Here is a 17,596-nt window from a genome sequence, read left to right on the forward strand (position 1 = left end):
ATACGATTAAATAAAAAAGGACTCACATGAAAAAATTATTACTTGCCTCAATATTGCCAACGCTACTTATGACATCTGCTTTCACTCCAACAGTTAATGCAGCAGACTACATCGTAGATTACAAAGGCGCGCATGCCTCCGTTAACTTCAAAATTAAGCATTTGGGTTACAGTTGGTTAACGGGACGTTTTGATAAATTTAGTGGCAGTTTTAGTTATGATGCAGCTGATTTATCTACGGCTAAAATTGAAATGTTGGTGGATACCTCTAGCTTAAATACTAACCATGGCGAACGTGATAAGCATGTTCGTAGTGATGACTTTCTTGATGTGGATAAGTTTGGTAGTGCAAAATTCGTTAGCACTAGCATTACTGATAATGGTCAAAATAAATTAGCAATTAACGGCACTTTAACCTTACACGGTGTTAGTAAAGCCATTATTATTGACGCGATAAAAATTGGTGAGGGTAAAGATCCTTGGGGTGGTTACCGTGTTGGCTTTAGTGGAACAACAAAAATTGGTTTAGCTGATTTTGGTATTCCAGACACGTTAGGACCTGCTTCATCACATGTTGAATTAGAGCTCCATATTGAAGGTATAAAGAAGTAATAAGTGATTGTCTGGCTTACCAAACTGGTTAATGTCGATTCATATCGTCCCAGTCTCTACTGATAAACTAAAGCCAGCACTGATGCTGGCTTTTTTATAACAATATCTTCATTTTAGAGGCGGAACTGTGAGAAATAGTCGTCGCCTAACGGTGTTATCTCATTAAGTCTGGTTTAGCTCTATAGGTAAACATTATATAAATTTAGCTAAAATCACGTTTAGCTGTTAGAATTCGCGCGAATTTTTTAATGGCTGATTATTCGGCACTCACATTCAATTAAGGTGCTTTTATGTCTAAATTTTTTTATCGCGGTACTCCTGATGTTATGGGCACTCACGGCAGTGCCGGTTATAAGCCTAATCGCGGCGTTAAGCTCGGTAGTGCAGCAAAACCATTAATGCTCGTTGTTGCATCAAAAGAAAGGCAGCAAGAAGTTATTGCTATTGTTACCGAGCACAATTTTATTGCTAACATTGAAATTAATGCTGATGTAAAAGAGAATATTGTTGAGCTAGAAGCGGCATTAAATGTCCCTAAAACACAGCGTTTTGATAAAACACCGAACAGAAACGATCCTTGTTCTTGTGGAAGTACTAAAAAATATAAAAAATGCTGTGGATAAATAAGTCATAGTTTTAATAAAAAAGGCTGAGAAATTATTTCTCGGCCTTTTTTATTAAAGCAATTATGGTAAAAAGAGTAAAATTGACAGATACTTACCCCTCAGTTGTTGTTAATAGGAGAGGATCATTAAGTGAAAAAAATCAGCTTAACGCAAGATGAAAATTTATCATTTAAAGTTAGCCAGCAATTATCACCACAAGAATCACAACGTTTTGATCTTTATTTTTCTATTCCCGAAGAAATGGGCATTAATGCTATTACCCTCAGTGAAGATAATTACTTTCACAGCAGTATTCGAAGCCATAGTGCTTACTTTTCTCGCCAAGTGCATTTACCTTTAGTTCGTAGCCGATTTATAAGTCAAAAAAAGGGTGATCAGGGCGACTATCGCAGTAACTTAAATTTATTTTCTTATCAATTTAGGGTCGCACTCGAAACAGATATCAAGCAAGCCCTACAAGAAAAAGATATCGAAATTTTTTATCAATATGCACTTGAATTGGTTGATCAAACACAAAGCTTGTTAAAAAAACTGCGCCGCTATACCCCTTTAGATCAAAAACTAAGTTCTTACTTTGAAAATGTAGATAATTACCTAAGCTGGTATACCGAGCAGTCATTTCTTAATTTGCTTGCCAATGGACCAAAAAGCTCAGAGCATTCAGAAACCCGAGAGGTGTTGTTTGCCTTGTGTCGCCAAGAAAATAATTACCGAACAGAGCGCCAGTATAATTCAAAAATTACGCTAGCAGACCCAAATCGTATCACTAACAAAATGCGCTTGTTGCAGCGATTAAGTGAATTTGGTGTGGTCTTTAAAAGAACCACTCATGACCTAGACAATAATCTAAGACGCTTAGTTCGTGGTAGTATTACCGCTGTCGTTATGGCGTTCGTGATGTCAATTGTGCTCAACGCTCGCTCAGCATTTAACGAAGTAACTTTAGTACTGATCACTTTTTTAGGGGTGATTTATGGTGTCCGTGAAATATTTAAGGATGATCTCACACGCTATCTTTGGCGAAAAATTCAGCGAGGACGCCCTAAGTGGCAGCATGTATTTACCGATAGTATGTCTAAAAATAAAATGTCTATGCAAACCCTATGGCTTGATTATATTAAGAACAAAGACTTACCTGATATTGTTAATAAACATTTTCAACAACGCCGTCAACAAAACAAGCAAGCGGCACAACTCTTACATTTTCGCTGTAATTCAAAAGTTATTGCTAAAGAGTTTATCCCTGGCTTTAAAGAGATTCAGCACCAGATGTTTTTTAATTTAACGCCTTTTGTACGTTTTTTGAAAAAAGGAGAAGGGCGTTTATATGCACTTGATGGAAGTAAGATATCTAATCAAGGTGTTGAACGACGTTATCAGATAAATTTAGCGGTTGTGCAAGAGCAAAAAATACCGGGTAATAAAACAAAACAATACATTCAGCGTTTTAAAATAACAATGAATCGTTCGAAAATTATTAATATTGAAGGGATGAAATCAGAACAAAATTTTGAAGGTAACCCACAATAGCATAAGTTGGCCAGCTCATTTGCAAATATGTTATTTGTCATTGAACTGGCCGTAATAAAGTTACCGGTTAGTCAATCGCTAAACTATCGAATTATCGGCCTTATAAACATCAAAATTAATCGTCTCTATTTTAACGGTTCTAAGCATACCGCCAATACCAACAAAGGCGATAACTTGAAAGTAGATACTGTTAATAATAATCTCCATATAACCTAGTTCATAAACATCAACTGCTGTGTTTGCCATTAAAAATAAGCTTAAGAAAATACTCACAGAGCCCATTGATTGTAAAGCAAATTGAGTTTGGCTACTTCTGTCCTTCACTGCTTGGTGGGGATCTAAACGTTTGCCGGTAAGGTGCCAAATGGCTAAACCAATAAAGAGTGCATGTACCAAACTCAGTGTCACTATTTTAATAATTAAGTCGCTGGTAATCGCAAAATTATGAATATATAAATCAAATAAAATATAAGAAAATAATAACACCACAGCTGAAATAACCAATAAAGGTGAAACATAATTGAACAAGTGACGTGGTGTCAAATCTGCGGTGCGGTTGGTACGCTTATTGGCTTTTCTCATCAGTTTAAATTGTCTACACCCAGAGACTTCTAATAACATATAGGGGATAAACTGCACCATACCAAACATTAAGGGCAATCCTTCTGCAAATTTCTGCTTATCACTATAATCTTTTGACATCAAAACATAGAACCCCAGTAATATCAGACCAATAACCAGTATTATTTGATTTAGGAATCGATAACGAACCTTAGCTACATTTAGTTGATCAGTTGACTCAGGGTAAAGTTTTGGATAACTCTCCGGCGGAAAGTTTGTTAAAACCCCATCAATTTTTTTAATTATTTGCTTAGGGTAATAGTATGAAATGAGTATAATTTGGCTTAAAAATAATGTGTAAAATAAAATGTTAATAGACATCTTCTGCTCCTTAATTGTTTTTACTGTTCATTGCACTACTAAAAGCAATACGTATTTCTGAGTCGGTTACCCCTGCCGTTTTACAGGCAGAAATAGCATTATCTAACTGTGCTAAAACATCAGCATTTAAATCCATTTTACTATTTACGATTGCATCAGGGTGAACAAAGGTCCCTCGATAACCTTTGCTTTGAATGACTAAGTCTCGTTCTAATAATTTGTAAGCTTTAGCAACAGTTTTACTGTTGAGCTCTAAATCATTAGCCAATTGTCTAATCGAAGGAAGTGGGTCTCCCGGTCTAACCTTGTCGCTAATAACCGCTGATTTTATTTGTTCAACGAGTTGTGTAAATAACGGCATCGGATCTTCTATATTAATGGTAATTTCCATATTTCTTTCTATGCCCTGGTTGTTCCGTGTGTGGTAATGGTACAACTATAACCTGGATCAAGGCAAGTAAAAATAGTTTGTTTTTTGAACTATTGAGGTATTAATAAAAGTGGTTGTGATTTATTTTAATAAAATCAAATTCTTGCGTGGATGTGTTGGTACAGAGGTCGCATACAATAAAGCCTGAATATTTCGATGATATCAGTGATATCGAGATATTCAGGCTTTAGGTTATTTGCAAGGGGGATTACTTAACTTCTTCTCCTGCGGCTTGTTTATCAGCATGGTAGCTTGAACGCACTAAAGGCCCACAGGCTGCATGGTTAAAGCCCATCTTAATCGCTTCAGCTTGATACATATCGAAAACATCAGGGTGAACGTAGCGTTCTACCGGTAAATGATGTTTACTCGGTTGTAAATACTGACCAATGGTAAGCATAGTCACGCCATGGCTTCTGAGGTCGCGCATAACTTGTAAAATTTCTTCGTCTGTTTCACCTAGGCCAACCATTAAACCTGACTTTGTCGGTACTGCAGGATTGGCTTCACCAAATTTTTTCAGTAAATCTAACGACCATTGGTAGTTAGCGCCCGGACGTGCTTTGGTATAAAGACGCGGTGCGGTTTCTAAATTATGATTAAAGACATGTGGAGGATTAGCATTTAAAATTTCTAAGGCACGGTCCATGCGACCACGAAAATCAGGGACTAAAATCTCAACTTTAGTATTTGGTGCATGTATGGCTATTTCACTAATACAATCAGCAAACTGTTGAGCGCCACCATCACGTAAATCATCACGGTCAACCGAAGTGATCACCACGTATTTCAGTTTCATATCTTTAAGTGTTAGTGCTAACTTTTTAGCCTCATCAACTTTAGGGGCTAAAGGACGACCGTGGCCAACATCACAAAAAGGGCAACGGCGTGTACAGATATCACCTAAGATCATAAAAGTGGCGGTACCGTGGTTAAAACACTCGGATAAGTTTGGGCAAGAAGCCTCTTCACAGACTGAATGTAAGTCATGTTTACGTAGCGCTGCTTTTATACTGTCAATCCGTTCTGTCGTACGAGGTAGTTTAATACGTAACCATTTAGGCTTTCTAAGCATGGTTTCACGCTCTGAGGGCACAATTTGAATAGGGATATGCGCCATTTTTTCTGCATCACGCATTTTTGTGCCAGGGATAACTCGAGTTGTTTTAGTGGTCATTCATTTCGTCCCAACCAGTTTTATAACTGATATTATTGGTATTTAATAATTTAGCGAGGTGTTTTACTAAGGATTCACCTGCTTGAGCAGTATCTGTTAATTGACTGATATCGGCTGTCTGCACCATTTCTAGTCCTTGATAACCACAAGGATTTATCCGAAGAAAGGGCGATAAGTCCATATTTACATTCAGTGCCAAACCGTGAAAAGAGCAACCTTTACGCACTCGTAAACCTAACGATGCAATTTTCTTTTCGCCAACATAAACCCCTGGTGCGTCAGGTCTAGCTTTGGCTATAATGTTAAAATCAGCTAATGCGGCAATTAAGCCATTTTCAAGTAGCGTTACTAAATCACGCACGCCCATTTTTCGGCGACGTAAATTGATCATAAAATAGATAACTTGTTGACCAGGGCCGTGATAAGTCACTTGTCCGCCACGATCTACTTTTACTACTTCTATATCACCTGGCATTAGCAAGTGTTCTTCTTTACCTGCTTGCCCTTGTGTGAAAACGGCTGGATGCTCGACTAACCAAAGTTCATCTTGAGTGTCTTCGTTACGATCATCGGTAAATTTTTGCATCCCTTGCCAAACCTTGGTGTAGTCCATAGTGGCAAGTTGTCGAATGATTAACGAATTTTTCAAGTTTATACTTCACTTAATTCTATTGATGCCGATTATATCCAAATAATAATAGGAATACACCGGACAAATACTAAGGTTATTATCGTTACGCTAAAGCGTAATTTTTTTAAAGAACGTAGCGGACGATATCAATAGCCGTTAATTCTGTATATATTGTTTCTATATGCTCTTTACTGGTAACCGTCACCGCAATTGAAAGCGAATGGTAAGTCCCTTTCGAACTGGCTTTAATTTTAGGAGAGTAATCACCGGGTGCATGCTTTTGTAGTTCATTAATCACTAAATCAGGTAATTCGTCGCAAGCAACGCCCATAACTTTAAAGTTAAGTACGGTCGGAAATTCTAATAATTCATCAAACTTGGTTTTCATTTTCTCTCTCTAAATAGTACTTGGTCAATAGTCAATCTGGGGGTATTTTATCATTAATCAAATAAAATGTGATCATTGTATTTACCGCTTTTATTATTAATCACAATTTTGTCTTAATAATAAAAAACTCGGCATGAGCCGAGTTTAAAATTACAAGGTTTTTTATTTGCTAACTAGTTCACAAATTGTAGTTTCACATAGTCGACTAACTTGCTAAACATGCCGCCTTCATTAACTTCTTGCAAAGTTACTAACGGGTATTCTGCGATGTCTTCTCCGTCTAAGCGTAAAAATAGTTTACCAACAACGGTTCCCTTAGCTAACGGCGCTTTTAATTGTTGGTCAAGTTCAATACTGGCGGCTAAATTTTTACGTTGACCACGCGGGACTGTGATAGGTGTATCGAGTAAAATACCCAAGTCGACTTCTTTTACATCGCCCATCCAAACACGATTGGTAGCAAACTTATCACCCGCTTTATAAGGGGTATAGGTTTCGAAGAAACGAAAGCCATAATTAAGTAACTTTTTACTCTCAACTTTTCTTGCTCGTTCGCTTTCCGTCCCCATAACGACACTAACTAAGCGCATTCCGCCTTTGGTAGCGGATGAAACTAAACTGTAACCTGCCTGAGCGGTATGACCGGTTTTTAAACCGTCAACATTCATGCTTTTATCCCATAATAAATTATTACGGTTGTATTGTTTAATATTGTTATAGCTAAAAACTTTTTGGCTATAAATTTTATATTCTTCTGGTACATCTCGAATAAGTGCCATTGCCAGTGTTGCCATATCACGGGGTGTTGTCTTGTGTTCTTGGCTGTCTAGACCGTGGCTGTTTTCAAAATAACTAGAACTCATTCCTAGTGCTGCCGCATGACCATTCATTAACTGAGCAAAGGCACCTTCGCTACCTGCAATATGTTCAGCCATAGCAACACAAGCATCATTACCTGAAGCGACAATAATCCCTTGATTTAATAACTCTACAGAAACTTCGGTACCAACTTCAATAAACATAAGCGATGAACCAGGGAAGTTCTTTGCCCAAGCTTTTTCACTGACTTTGACTAAGTCAGTGTTGTTGATATTACCACTTGCTAATTCTTTACCTATGATATAACTGGTCATCATCTTTGTTAAGCTGGCTGGCGCTAACAAAGCATCGGCATTACTCTCTGCAAGAACTTTACCGGTATTGAAGTCAATAAGGATATGACCTTTTGCTTTAACTTCTGGTGGTGATGGAATAATGGTTAACGCTTGGGAAAAAGATGAAAAAGTTAAAGAAATTGCGCCTAAAAGGCAGAGAAGTTTTGTTGAGGTTTTAGCCGTTTTTTTAGCTAATGGGTAAGTCATAATATTCCTACGAAACTGAATGATAAAAGAAGAATTTTTCAGCAGTATACCATCTTTGTTACTGATTGCTATGGTGCTATCGTGGCAAATTGTTACGAATGATTACTTCAGACTGAATGCTTTTGGATAACCTGATTTTTTTAAACTGGTCAATAGGGTGTTTAACGCCTCTTCATCGTTGATTGGGCCGATTTGTACACGAAAAAGGCCATCGTTCATTGGGATTATGGTATTTATTTGATATAAATTCTCTAGGGCTTGGGCTGTTTTATTGGCAAGTACTTCATTCTTAGTGGCGAAAACTTGAATATATTTACGTTGTTCGCTATCTGTAGGTAAGTTATTTTCAGTCATTTTTTGTTTTATCTCAGTAACAGCAAAATCAGTAATGGCAGTGATCGTGACATTAGCCACGCCTGTTTTCATCATACCTAGTTTATAAGCCGCGCTGTAAGATAAATCAATAATACGGTTTTGATGAAATGGTCCGCGGTCATTTACTCTAACAATTACTGATTGACTATTGGCGTTGTTAGTTACTTTTAAGTAAGTGGGTAGGGGTAAATTTTTATGAGCCGCACTCATAGCGTACATATTATAAATTTCACCATTTGAGGTTAAATGACCATGGAATTTTTCGCCATACCAAGAAGCAATACCCGTTTGGCTAAAATTTTCAGCACTTTTTAATACTGAATAAGTTTTACCACGCACCTGATATTGGCTTTTATTCCCCCCTCTACTATGGGGCTCTGCTCTTGGCGTAATATTAATAAGCTCACTTGCCGTAGGCGCTCGGCTGGGCATACTATCTTTGTGTTGTTGATAGCGTCCGGTATTGACACTGCAGGCAGAAATCGAGACTAAAAGCGTCATCATTAATAGTTGTATTTTCACTGGCAGATTCTTTTTATGTTGTTAATCAATTTAAGCAATAAAACGCTTATGGGTGCTAATCGCCATCAGCATGCCAAAACCTGCAAGTAATGTCACCATTGATGTTCCGCCGTAACTGACTAAGGGCAAAGGAACGCCAACAACAGGCAATAAGCCTGACACCATACCTATGTTCACAAAGACATAAACGAAAAAGGTTAAAGTTATACTACCGGCTAATAGTTTTGTGAAGGCATGGTCGGCATGGACAGCAATCCATAAGCCTCGCATCACTATCATTAAATAGACACTGAGCAGTACTGCGACACCTACAAAGCCAAATTCTTCACTAAACACCGCAAAAATAAAGTCGGTATGGCGTTCAGGTAAAAATTCCAGTTGTGACTGTGTACCTTGTAACCAACCTTTGCCATGCAAACCACCTGAACCAATGGCTATTTTTGATTGAATAATATGATATCCAGAGCCAAGTGGGTCTTGCTCTGGGTCAAGAAAAGTTAATACACGCTGCTTCTGATAGGGCTTCATCAAAAACATCCAAAGAACGGGTGCAAATGCCGATGCTAAGCCAATACAAGCGATAATTAGCTTCCAGCTTGCTCCGGCAAGAAAAATCACAAAAATACCTGAACTGGCGATTAACAGTGACGTACCTAAATCAGGTTGCTTAGCAATTAATAAGGTTGGCAATAACACTAAAATAAATGCAATGGTGATGGTAGATATTTTAGCGGGTAAGTCATATTGGCTAACGTACCAAGCGATCATAATGGGGACAATCAGTTTCATTATTTCAGAAGGCTGAAATTTCATAAAACCCAAGTCTAACCAACGCTGTGCGCCTTTACCTATATGACCGAATAAGAGTACGGCGATTAAGAGCAGCAAACCTAAAATAAATACGGGTACCGCCCATTTTTGATAGGAAAGGGGCGGGATTTGAGCAACGGCGAACATCACCAATAATGCTATACCTAAGCGGGTTATTTGACGGTAAACAATGGCTGCTTCTTGACCACCTGCACTATAAACAACAAATAGCCCTAAGGTCATTAATGCTAAAATACCCAACAAAAGAGGCAAGTCAATATGAATTCTTTGCCAGAAACTTCGCTGTTTTTGTTGGTCATGACCAATATTACGCACTAGTTACGTCCTGTGTTTTTGTCAACACCATAAACATTATTGTGTTGTGGATGCTTACTTTTATCGGTACTAATAATGACTCTATCACCAAAATATTGATCCATAACTTGGCGTGCTACCGGCGCAGCATTAAAACCACCACCACCTTCCAAAACATTTTCAACGACAACCGCAACCACTATTTCTGGATTCTCATAAGGAGCAAAAGCCACAAACATAGCATTGTTTCGCTGCTTTTCTTTAGTGGCTTCTGCATCATATTTCTCATCTTGTTTTTTTGCAATAAGTTGTGCTGTACCCGACTTTCCTGCGGCGTCATAGCGAGCACCTTTAAATGCAGGATATTTCTTTTGTGCCGTGTTATGCATAGCATCAAGCACTAAACTCCAGTGCTTACTGTCTTTTAAAACAATAGGGGGTTTATCATCATATTCTGCCATTTTAGTGACCATTTTATTGATAATATTAACATTACCCTCAGTCTCAGCGGTGGTGATTTCCTCATTGATTTTAACTTCTTCCGCGACTAACTCTGCAGTAGCACGTAAAAAATGTGGGATTTTTATGTCGCCTTTATTCGTTAAAATAGAAAAAGCTTGAGCTAGCTGTAACGGTGTTACTGTCCAGTAGCCTTGACCAATACCAACAGCGATTGTATCGCCGGTATACCAAGGTTTATTGTATCGACTACGCTTGGTTTCTCTACCAGGCAAAATAGCGCGTTTATCTTCCCAGATATCAACACCCGTAAGATCGCCAAAACCAAATTTTTCCATCATGTCGGTAATCGTATCAATATCTAATTGATACGCTAAATTATAAAAGAAAACATTACATGAGTGTTCAATGGCTTGATTAAGATCTACCCAGCCATGGCCGGGGGCCCACCAATCGCGGTATTTACGTTCAAGACCTTTTAGCTGAAACCAGCCAGGGTCGTAGAAGCGTGATTCATTGGTAATTACACCTGCTTCTAATCCTGTTAATCCGAGCAAAGGTTTGACTGTCGAGGCGGGTGGGTAACCTTGTACACTTCGATTAAGTAATGGTCTGTCGTTTTTAGGATTAAGTAATTTACGATAGTTTTTACTACTAATGCCATGAACAAATAAGTTTCCATCATAACTTGGGTTTGAATACATGGCCAATATTTCACCACTTCGTGGATCAATTGCTACTACAGCGCCACGCTTGCCTGCTAAGGCACGTTTAGCAATCATTTGTAATTCAATATCAATACTCAGGGTTAAGTTTTTTCCTGATATTGGGGGCGCATAATCAAGCGTTCTTATAATGCGACCTTGATTATTTATTTCAACTTCTTGATGACCAATAGTGCCATGAAGTATATTTTCATAATATTTTTCTAAACCAAGCTTACCTATATTACGCGTTGCTGCATAATCTTCATCTAAATTTTCTTCGGCCAAACGAATTGAATCTTTAAGGTTAATGCGGGCAACATAACCCAAAGAGTGGGTCGTTAAATCACCAAATGGGTAATATCTTTTAAGACGAGCATCAATAAAAAAACCAGGGAATTTGTGTTGGTTGACAGAAAATAATGCAACTTGTTGTGCGCTTAACCGCGAGTGCAGTTCTACTGGTTTAAAGCGTCGTTTGCTTTTTAGTGCTTCAAAAAGTTTTTGCTGCTTTTCTTCACTGATATCAAGCAACTCACTGACTTCTACAATGTGTTTCTTCAAATCAACCGTTTGCTCAGCAATAACCTCAAGCGAATATACGGGTTTGTTATCAGCAAGTAGAATGCCATTACGATCGTAAATTAGTCCGCGATTAGGTGCAACTGGAAGGAGTTTTATTCGATTGGAATTAGAGCGAGTTTGATATTTTTCATAAGAATTAATTTCTAACTCGTAGATATTGCTAATTAAGGTTAACAATAAAGCGAGTATGCCGATAAAGGCAATAAATGTTCTGCGCGCAAATAAATTAGCTTCTGCCGAATGGTTTCGAATAGCAACACGTTTGTTCGATGCCATTATTACTCTCGGTGATACGGGTGATTATTGTTAATGCTCCAAGCTCGATACAGACTTTCAGCAACAACAATACGCACCATTGGATGTGGCAAGGTTAATGGCGATAAAGACCATTTTTGTTCTGAAGCTTTAATACAAGCGGGGGCTAAACCTTCGGGGCCACCAATAAGTAAAGCAACATCGCGGCTGTCTAATTGCCAACGCTTAAGTTGTTGGGCAAGCTGTGGTGTTGTCCACGGTTTACCTTCCACTTCAAGCGTAACAATACGGTTACCTTTTGGAATTGCGTTTAGTAATAATTCGCCTTCTTTTTCTAGAATGCGAGCTATATCGGCGTTTTTACCACGCTTACCTGGCGGGATTTCTACTAAATGAAACGACATGTCGCGCGGAAATCGACGACAATATTCGTTAAAGCCTTGAGTAACCCATGCTGGCATTTTATTGCCAACAGCATATAAGGTAAGTCGCATAATAGTTTAGTTAACCTTCACTATTAGCTTAGTTCCACAATTCTTCTAACTGGTAACGGTCACGAATTTCGTCTGTCATTACGTGAACAATTAAATTGCCTAAATCAACTAACGCCCATTCGCCAACATCATTACCTTCAATACCTAACGGCTCAATACCTTTAGCGCGGCATTCGATGGCAACTGATTGTGCAATAGATTTAACATGGCGATTCGAGTTACCTGAACAGACAACCATATAATCAGCAAAGCCTGATTTTTTTCCGATGTCTAAAGTCGTGATGTCACGACCTTTCATTTCTTCGATTTTTTCAATAACAAATGCGTTTAACGCTTCAACTTGCAAGGGAATTACTCTTAGTGTAAATAATAATGCGCTATAATATCATCATTTTTTCTGCAGGTTAACTAGCAAATTATTTTTGATAGAGTTTTTTTTCAATAATGTAATGATGTACGCATTCTGTTAAGTGATTATTGTGTTTATTATTGCTTAAAAGTTGTTGGCGTATTTCACTTGAAGAAATATTAAGCGACTGGTTTTGATGGAAAATAATGCCGCCGGCATCTTGTTGCTTTATTTCTGCTAGGTCATCTATTTGATGGTTTTTTAATAGTTCTTGGGTGGCGGTATTAATTTGATTTAATTGATAGCCAGGTCGAATATTGACGACAATATGGCATAGTGACAAAATAGTTTGCCATTGATGCCATAGGGTAAAGTTAAGGAACGAGTCCATACCTATGATAAAGAAAACCCGACTGTTGGGTTGTTCTTGTTTTATTTCACGTAGACTTGTTACGGTATAAGAAGCGCTATGTCGTTTTAGTTCGCGATTATCAAGCTTAAATAATGGCTGCTGTTGGCAAACAAGGTTCACCATAGCTGTTCGGTGCATAGCGCTGGCTGTTGTGGTGTTTTTATGAGGTGGCAAATGCGCAGGTAAAAAGAAGAGTTGTTCAACATTAAGCCATGCTGCTGTTTCTTTAGCTGTTTCAATATGACCATTATGAATAGGGTCAAACGTTCCCCCCATTATGGCAATATTTTTCTTAATTTCGCTTACTCGTTTAGCCGAATTCATAATCTAAATTGAATTTTTTGGTGGTTTGTCCGTGATAGAGACTTATACAAACATCTGCCAATAATATAAAAGGGTTAAAGTCACTACTGGTTTTACTGATCAAATCAGTTTGTGCTAAACGCGCTTGAGCTTGATAAATATTGTCACGACTAATATGGTTAAGGGCATACTGATACAGAGGTTTCTTTTTATCCCAAATCCGGTATTTTTTATAAATACTATCGATACTCTCACCTTGTTCAATTTGCTCTAGCATAGTTGATAATTGCGTTATCTCTTTGTGAATAAACCAAATAAGCTGACCGATTGCAGCCCCTTCGTGTTGCAGTTGATCTAACATGCCAATGCACTTTGGCAGGTCACCACTAAGTAAGGTATCAACCACCTGAAAAGGATTGAATTTTGCTTGTTTAATCAGTAATTTTTCTGCGTCTTCAGCAATAATTAGTTGTGTACCAAACAGCAATGAAAATTTTTGTAACTCTTGCTCTAAAGCCGGTAAGTTACCTTCAAAAAGCTCTATCATCAATGGGGTAACATCGTGATGAATATTTAATTTATGCTGTTTGATTTGTTGATTTAACCACTGTTGTAATTGACGACCTTCAATATCATAAAGGGGGACAAAACAACCTAACTGTTCTAATGATTTAAACCATTTTCGTTTTTGACCCGCACTGTCAATTTTAGGACCATGAAAGATTAGCTGTACATCAGGATGAAAGTTTTCACTGAGTTTAAGTAGTATTTTACTGCCGGCGTCAGCTATTTTTCCGGTGACTAGTTCTATTTCAATGATGCGCTGTGCTGAAAATAAGCTCATCGCTTGATACTCTTCAACCAAAAGGTTCCAGTCAAATTTATCGTCAGCACTAAAACGGATAACTTCACTAAATCCCTGTTGCTGACAGTGCTGTTTTATTGTGGTTAAGCTGTTGTTCTTTTGCCAAGGCTCATCACCAAAAACTAACCAAACAGGCTTAAAGCCCTGATTGAGGGTATTAGATAGCTGGTTATGATAGATCCGCATTAGATTTTAATCGTAGAGAGGTCGCGTAAGATTTTATTAGCCGCTTCTTTGCGCATTTCGCTTAACATTAATTCCAGTTCCCGACTTTTAGCAAGCGCAATATTGGGATCATCTTGATAATCGCGATTAAGTTCAAAAACAAAAGAGCGAACATCCTTTTGTGAAAGTACTAGCTGATATCTAACGGTATAAATCAATTCGTATTCTGCCACTTGCCCATTTGGAAATACGGATAAGGTGCGACGGTTTAGGCTGTCTTTTGAAAGTTTAAGTTGCGGGACATTCTCTGTAGCTTGGCTCAGCAACTTTATTTTATTTATCGTTAAGTGCTGCTTAACTTGGCGAGTAAGCTCCCCAAATTTATCAGCGGAACTTAAGTGCAAAGTTTGCAGTTGCGGCGATAATAAATAATCACCGCGTAAAGCAAAGCCACAGCTTGATAAAAACAAGGTGAATAACACCAAAGTAGCCGCGGCTACCCGTGTTTGGTGTTTTGTCGTTTTTTTGTGCATATGGCTCATTTTTATTACCTTTGTAGGACTTTTTCGCGATTAGTTAGCAACAATGTTTAAAAGTTTACCCGGTATATAGATAACTTTACGAATTGTCTTATCATCAATAAAGCGGACCACTGTTTCATCACTTAAACCTAAGGCTTCAACTTCTTCTTTGTTGGCGTTGGCTGAAACGGTAATTTTTGCACGTACCTTACCGTTAACTTGCACGATAATTAACTTCTGGTCTTCAACCAAAGCACTCTCATCAACGATAGGCCAAGATGCTTCTTCAATCGAAGCATTATCGTTATTAGCGCCGCCTAATGTTTTCCAAATTTCATGACACATATGTGGTGTAATTGGTGTCAACATTATAATGACCGCGCGAACGGCTTCTTGCATAACCGCTCTGTCTTCAACACTGACTAAACTTGCTTTCGATAAATGGTTCATTAATTCCATAATTGAAGCTATAGCTGTATTAAAGGTGTTTCTTCGGCCAATATCATCACTGACTTTTGCTATAGTTTTGTGTAACTCGCGGCGTAATGTTTTCTGCGCTGCATTCAAGGTTAATGTGCTCAATAAAGCCACTTCGCCATGTTCTTTTACTTGTTCGCTAAAATCAAAGGCGAGTTTCCAAACACGCTTTAAGAAACGGTGTGCACCTTCAACACCTGAATCAGACCATTCAAGGGTTTGCTCTGGTGGTGAAGTAAACATAATAAATAAACGTACAGTATCTGCGCCATATTTGCCGATAACTTCTTGTGGGTCGATGCCGTTATTTTTTGACTTTGACATTTTACTCATACCAGCAGAAATAACTGGTTTGCCATCAAGCTTGCTAACAGCCGAAGTAACTTGTCCTTTTTCATCACGCTCAACGTCTACATCTGTTGGTGAAATCCAATCTTGACCACCATTATCTGCCTCGCGGTAATATGTATCTGCTAGAACCATGCCCTGACATAATAACTTTTTAAACGGTTCATCACAGTTTACTAAACCTGCGTCACGCAATAACTTGTGGAAAAAACGTGCGTAAAGTAAATGCAAAATAGCATGCTCAATCCCGCCGATGTATTGATCAACCGGTAGCCAATAATTTGCTTTGGCGGGGTCAATCATTTGTGTATCATCGTTCGGTGAACAGTAACGTGCGTAATACCAAGAGGATTCCATAAACGTATCAAAGGTATCAGTTTCACGGAATGCTTCTTCACCGTTATAAGTGGTTTTTGCCCACTCAGGATTGTCTTTAATCGGTGATGTAACGCCATTCATGATGACATCTTCAGGCAATTCAACGGGTAACTGGTCAAGAGGTACCGCGACAGATTCACCATTTGCTAGGTGCATCATAGGAATGGGAGTACCCCAATAACGCTGACGAGAAACACCCCAGTCACGCAATCGGTAGTTAACTTTTACAGAGCCTTTATTTTCACTGATTAATTTTTCTGATATCGCTTTAAAGGCCGCTTCAAAGTCTAAACCGTCGTATTCGCCTGAATTAATTAATAATCCCTTTTCAGTAATTGCTGCCTTACTGAAATCGTCGTCTTTGCTACCAGCAATAACTTGGGTAATCTCCAAGCCGTATTTAGTGGCAAATTCGAAGTCACGTTGGTCGTGGCCAGGAACAGACATTACCGCACCTGAACCGTAATCCATTAAGACAAAGTTTGCTGCCCAAACTGGAACGATGTTACCGGTTAGTGGGTGAATCGCTTTAAGACCGGTATCGGCACCTTTTTTCTCCATCGTTGCCATATCGGCTTCGGTAGATTTATTGGTTTTGCATTCAGTGATAAAGTCGTTCAATGCAGGGTTGTTTTTTGCTGCAGCTAAAGCCAGTGGATGCTGCGCAGCAAGTGCTACGTAAGTAACTCCCATGAGTGTATCTGGACGTGTGGTGTAGATGTCAAAGCTTTCATCTGAATCTGCAACTTGGAAGGTCATTTCAATACCTTCGCTGCGGCCAATCCAATTACGTTGCATAGTCTTAACTTGTTCAGGCCATTCAGTAAGTTGGTCTAAATCTGTAAGTAACTCTTCAGCGTAATCAGTAATTTTAATAAACCACTGTGGAATTTCTTTACGTTCAACCGGTGCGCCTGAACGCCAACCACGTCCGTCAATAACCTGCTCGTTTGCCAATACTGTTTGATCAACGGGATCCCAGTTGACCGTAGCATTTTTCTTATAAACTAAACCTTTTTCGTAAAGTTGCGTAAAGAACCATTGTTCCCATTTGTAATAGTCTTTTTTACAAGTCGCTAATTCACGGCTCCAGTCGTAAGCAAAACCCAGTGATTGTAATTGGTTACGCATGTAATCAATATTTTCATAGGTCCATTTAGCCGGCGCTGTTTTGTTTTTAATTGCCGCATTTTCTGCAGGCAAACCAAATGCGTCCCAACCCATAGGTTGCATAACATTTTTGCCTTGCAGGCGTTGATAGCGAGAGATAACATCGCCTAAACTATAATTACGCACATGCCCCATATGTAAACGTCCACTTGGATAAGGGAACATAGCAAGACAGTAATATTTTTCTTGGCCGGGCTTTTCTTCGGCTTTAAAGGTATTGTTATCAGTCCAAAATTTTTGAACTTGCGCTTCGATAGCTTGGGGATTGTAAATGGATTCCATTAAAGATTTCTCAAACACTTTAGAATGTGGTGTTCATTAGCCAATCAATAGTAAATTGACCGCGATCATGAACGCATAAAAATAATGGCGATAGAATACCTTATATACCTG

General features: G+C 38.5%; 18 protein-coding genes. 3 read left to right on the forward strand and 15 right to left on the reverse strand.

Annotated elements, in window-relative coordinates:
• The first annotated feature begins 26 nt into the window (after positions 1–26).
• From H4J76_RS08830 to H4J76_RS08840, 3 genes are all read left to right on the forward strand, one after another.
• The gene (locus tag H4J76_RS08830; protein WP_182230457.1) at positions 27–611 is read left to right on the forward strand and encodes a YceI family protein; all 585 of its coding nucleotides are present in this window, start codon (positions 27–29) and stop codon (positions 609–611) included.
• A gap of 290 nt (positions 612–901) precedes the next feature.
• A complete protein-coding gene (locus H4J76_RS08835) occupies positions 902–1,234 on the forward strand; it encodes a PBPRA1643 family SWIM/SEC-C metal-binding motif protein (protein ID WP_182171187.1) in 333 nt (110 codons plus the stop codon).
• 132 nt (positions 1,235–1,366) lie between these two features.
• Positions 1,367–2,767, forward strand: coding sequence for a hypothetical protein (locus H4J76_RS08840; RefSeq protein WP_182230458.1), 1,401 nt, complete (start codon positions 1,367–1,369; stop codon positions 2,765–2,767).
• Between the two features lie 78 nt (positions 2,768–2,845).
• Here the strand turns inward: H4J76_RS08840 and H4J76_RS08845 are convergent, their stop codons facing one another.
• From H4J76_RS08845 to leuS, 15 genes are all read right to left on the reverse strand, one after another.
• The gene (locus tag H4J76_RS08845) at positions 2,846–3,709 is read right to left on the reverse strand and encodes a hypothetical protein (RefSeq protein ID WP_182230459.1); all 864 of its coding nucleotides are present in this window, start codon (positions 3,707–3,709) and stop codon (positions 2,846–2,848) included.
• 10 nt (positions 3,710–3,719) lie between these two features.
• Complete coding sequence (locus H4J76_RS08850) at positions 3,720–4,100, reverse strand: GntR family transcriptional regulator (RefSeq protein WP_070376099.1); 381 nt, start codon at positions 4,098–4,100, stop codon at positions 3,720–3,722.
• A gap of 247 nt (positions 4,101–4,347) precedes the next feature.
• Positions 4,348–5,316: a lipoyl synthase gene (lipA, locus tag H4J76_RS08855; protein ID WP_182215017.1), complete on the reverse strand. Its 969-nt coding sequence runs from the start codon at positions 5,314–5,316 to the stop codon at positions 4,348–4,350.
• On the reverse strand, positions 5,306–5,929 hold the full coding sequence (lipB, locus tag H4J76_RS08860) for a lipoyl(octanoyl) transferase LipB (RefSeq protein WP_220463210.1): 624 nt from the start codon (positions 5,927–5,929) through the stop codon (positions 5,306–5,308). Before lipB ends, lipA begins: the two co-directional genes overlap by 11 nt.
• Positions 5,930–6,071: 142 nt before the next feature.
• Positions 6,072–6,335, reverse strand: coding sequence for a DUF493 family protein YbeD (ybeD, locus tag H4J76_RS08865; protein ID WP_070376102.1), 264 nt, complete (start codon positions 6,333–6,335; stop codon positions 6,072–6,074).
• A gap of 173 nt (positions 6,336–6,508) precedes the next feature.
• On the reverse strand, positions 6,509–7,696 hold the full coding sequence (locus H4J76_RS08870) for a serine hydrolase (protein WP_083278044.1): 1,188 nt from the start codon (positions 7,694–7,696) through the stop codon (positions 6,509–6,511).
• 102 nt (positions 7,697–7,798) lie between these two features.
• A complete protein-coding gene (locus H4J76_RS08875) occupies positions 7,799–8,593 on the reverse strand; it encodes a septal ring lytic transglycosylase RlpA family protein (protein WP_310734071.1) in 795 nt (264 codons plus the stop codon).
• A 30-nt stretch (positions 8,594–8,623) separates the two neighbouring features.
• On the reverse strand, positions 8,624–9,739 hold the full coding sequence (rodA, locus tag H4J76_RS08880; protein ID WP_182222091.1) for a rod shape-determining protein RodA: 1,116 nt from the start codon (positions 9,737–9,739) through the stop codon (positions 8,624–8,626).
• Positions 9,739–11,742, reverse strand: a complete 2,004-nt coding sequence (gene mrdA / locus H4J76_RS08885) for a penicillin-binding protein 2 (protein WP_182215013.1) — start codon at positions 11,740–11,742, stop codon at positions 9,739–9,741. Before mrdA ends, rodA begins: the two co-directional genes overlap by 1 nt.
• Positions 11,743–11,744: 2 nt before the next feature.
• Positions 11,745–12,215 (reverse strand): 23S rRNA (pseudouridine(1915)-N(3))-methyltransferase RlmH, encoded by a 471-nt coding sequence (gene rlmH, locus H4J76_RS08890; RefSeq protein ID WP_070376105.1) that lies wholly within the window; start codon positions 12,213–12,215, stop codon positions 11,745–11,747.
• Positions 12,216–12,243: 28 nt separating this feature from the next.
• Positions 12,244–12,561 (reverse strand): ribosome silencing factor, encoded by a 318-nt coding sequence (rsfS, locus tag H4J76_RS08895; RefSeq protein WP_070376106.1) that lies wholly within the window; start codon positions 12,559–12,561, stop codon positions 12,244–12,246.
• 70 nt (positions 12,562–12,631) lie between these two features.
• Positions 12,632–13,300 carry a nicotinate-nucleotide adenylyltransferase gene (nadD, locus tag H4J76_RS08900; protein ID WP_182222093.1) on the reverse strand — a complete coding sequence of 223 codons (669 nt, stop codon included), beginning with the start codon at positions 13,298–13,300 and terminating at the stop codon, positions 12,632–12,634.
• The gene (gene holA, locus H4J76_RS08905) at positions 13,287–14,330 is read right to left on the reverse strand and encodes a DNA polymerase III subunit delta (RefSeq protein ID WP_182222094.1); all 1,044 of its coding nucleotides are present in this window, start codon (positions 14,328–14,330) and stop codon (positions 13,287–13,289) included. Before holA ends, nadD begins: the two co-directional genes overlap by 14 nt.
• The gene (gene lptE / locus H4J76_RS08910; protein ID WP_259364662.1) at positions 14,330–14,851 is read right to left on the reverse strand and encodes an LPS assembly lipoprotein LptE; all 522 of its coding nucleotides are present in this window, start codon (positions 14,849–14,851) and stop codon (positions 14,330–14,332) included. The genes holA and lptE overlap by 1 nt, the downstream gene beginning before the upstream one ends.
• A gap of 30 nt (positions 14,852–14,881) precedes the next feature.
• Positions 14,882–17,485 (reverse strand): leucine--tRNA ligase, encoded by a 2,604-nt coding sequence (leuS, locus tag H4J76_RS08915; RefSeq protein ID WP_182222095.1) that lies wholly within the window; start codon positions 17,483–17,485, stop codon positions 14,882–14,884.
• Positions 17,486–17,596 lie beyond the last annotated feature (111 nt).

Source organism: Colwellia sp. BRX9-1 (assembly GCF_014077195.1).
Lineage (GTDB): Bacteria > Pseudomonadota > Gammaproteobacteria > Enterobacterales > Alteromonadaceae > Colwellia_A.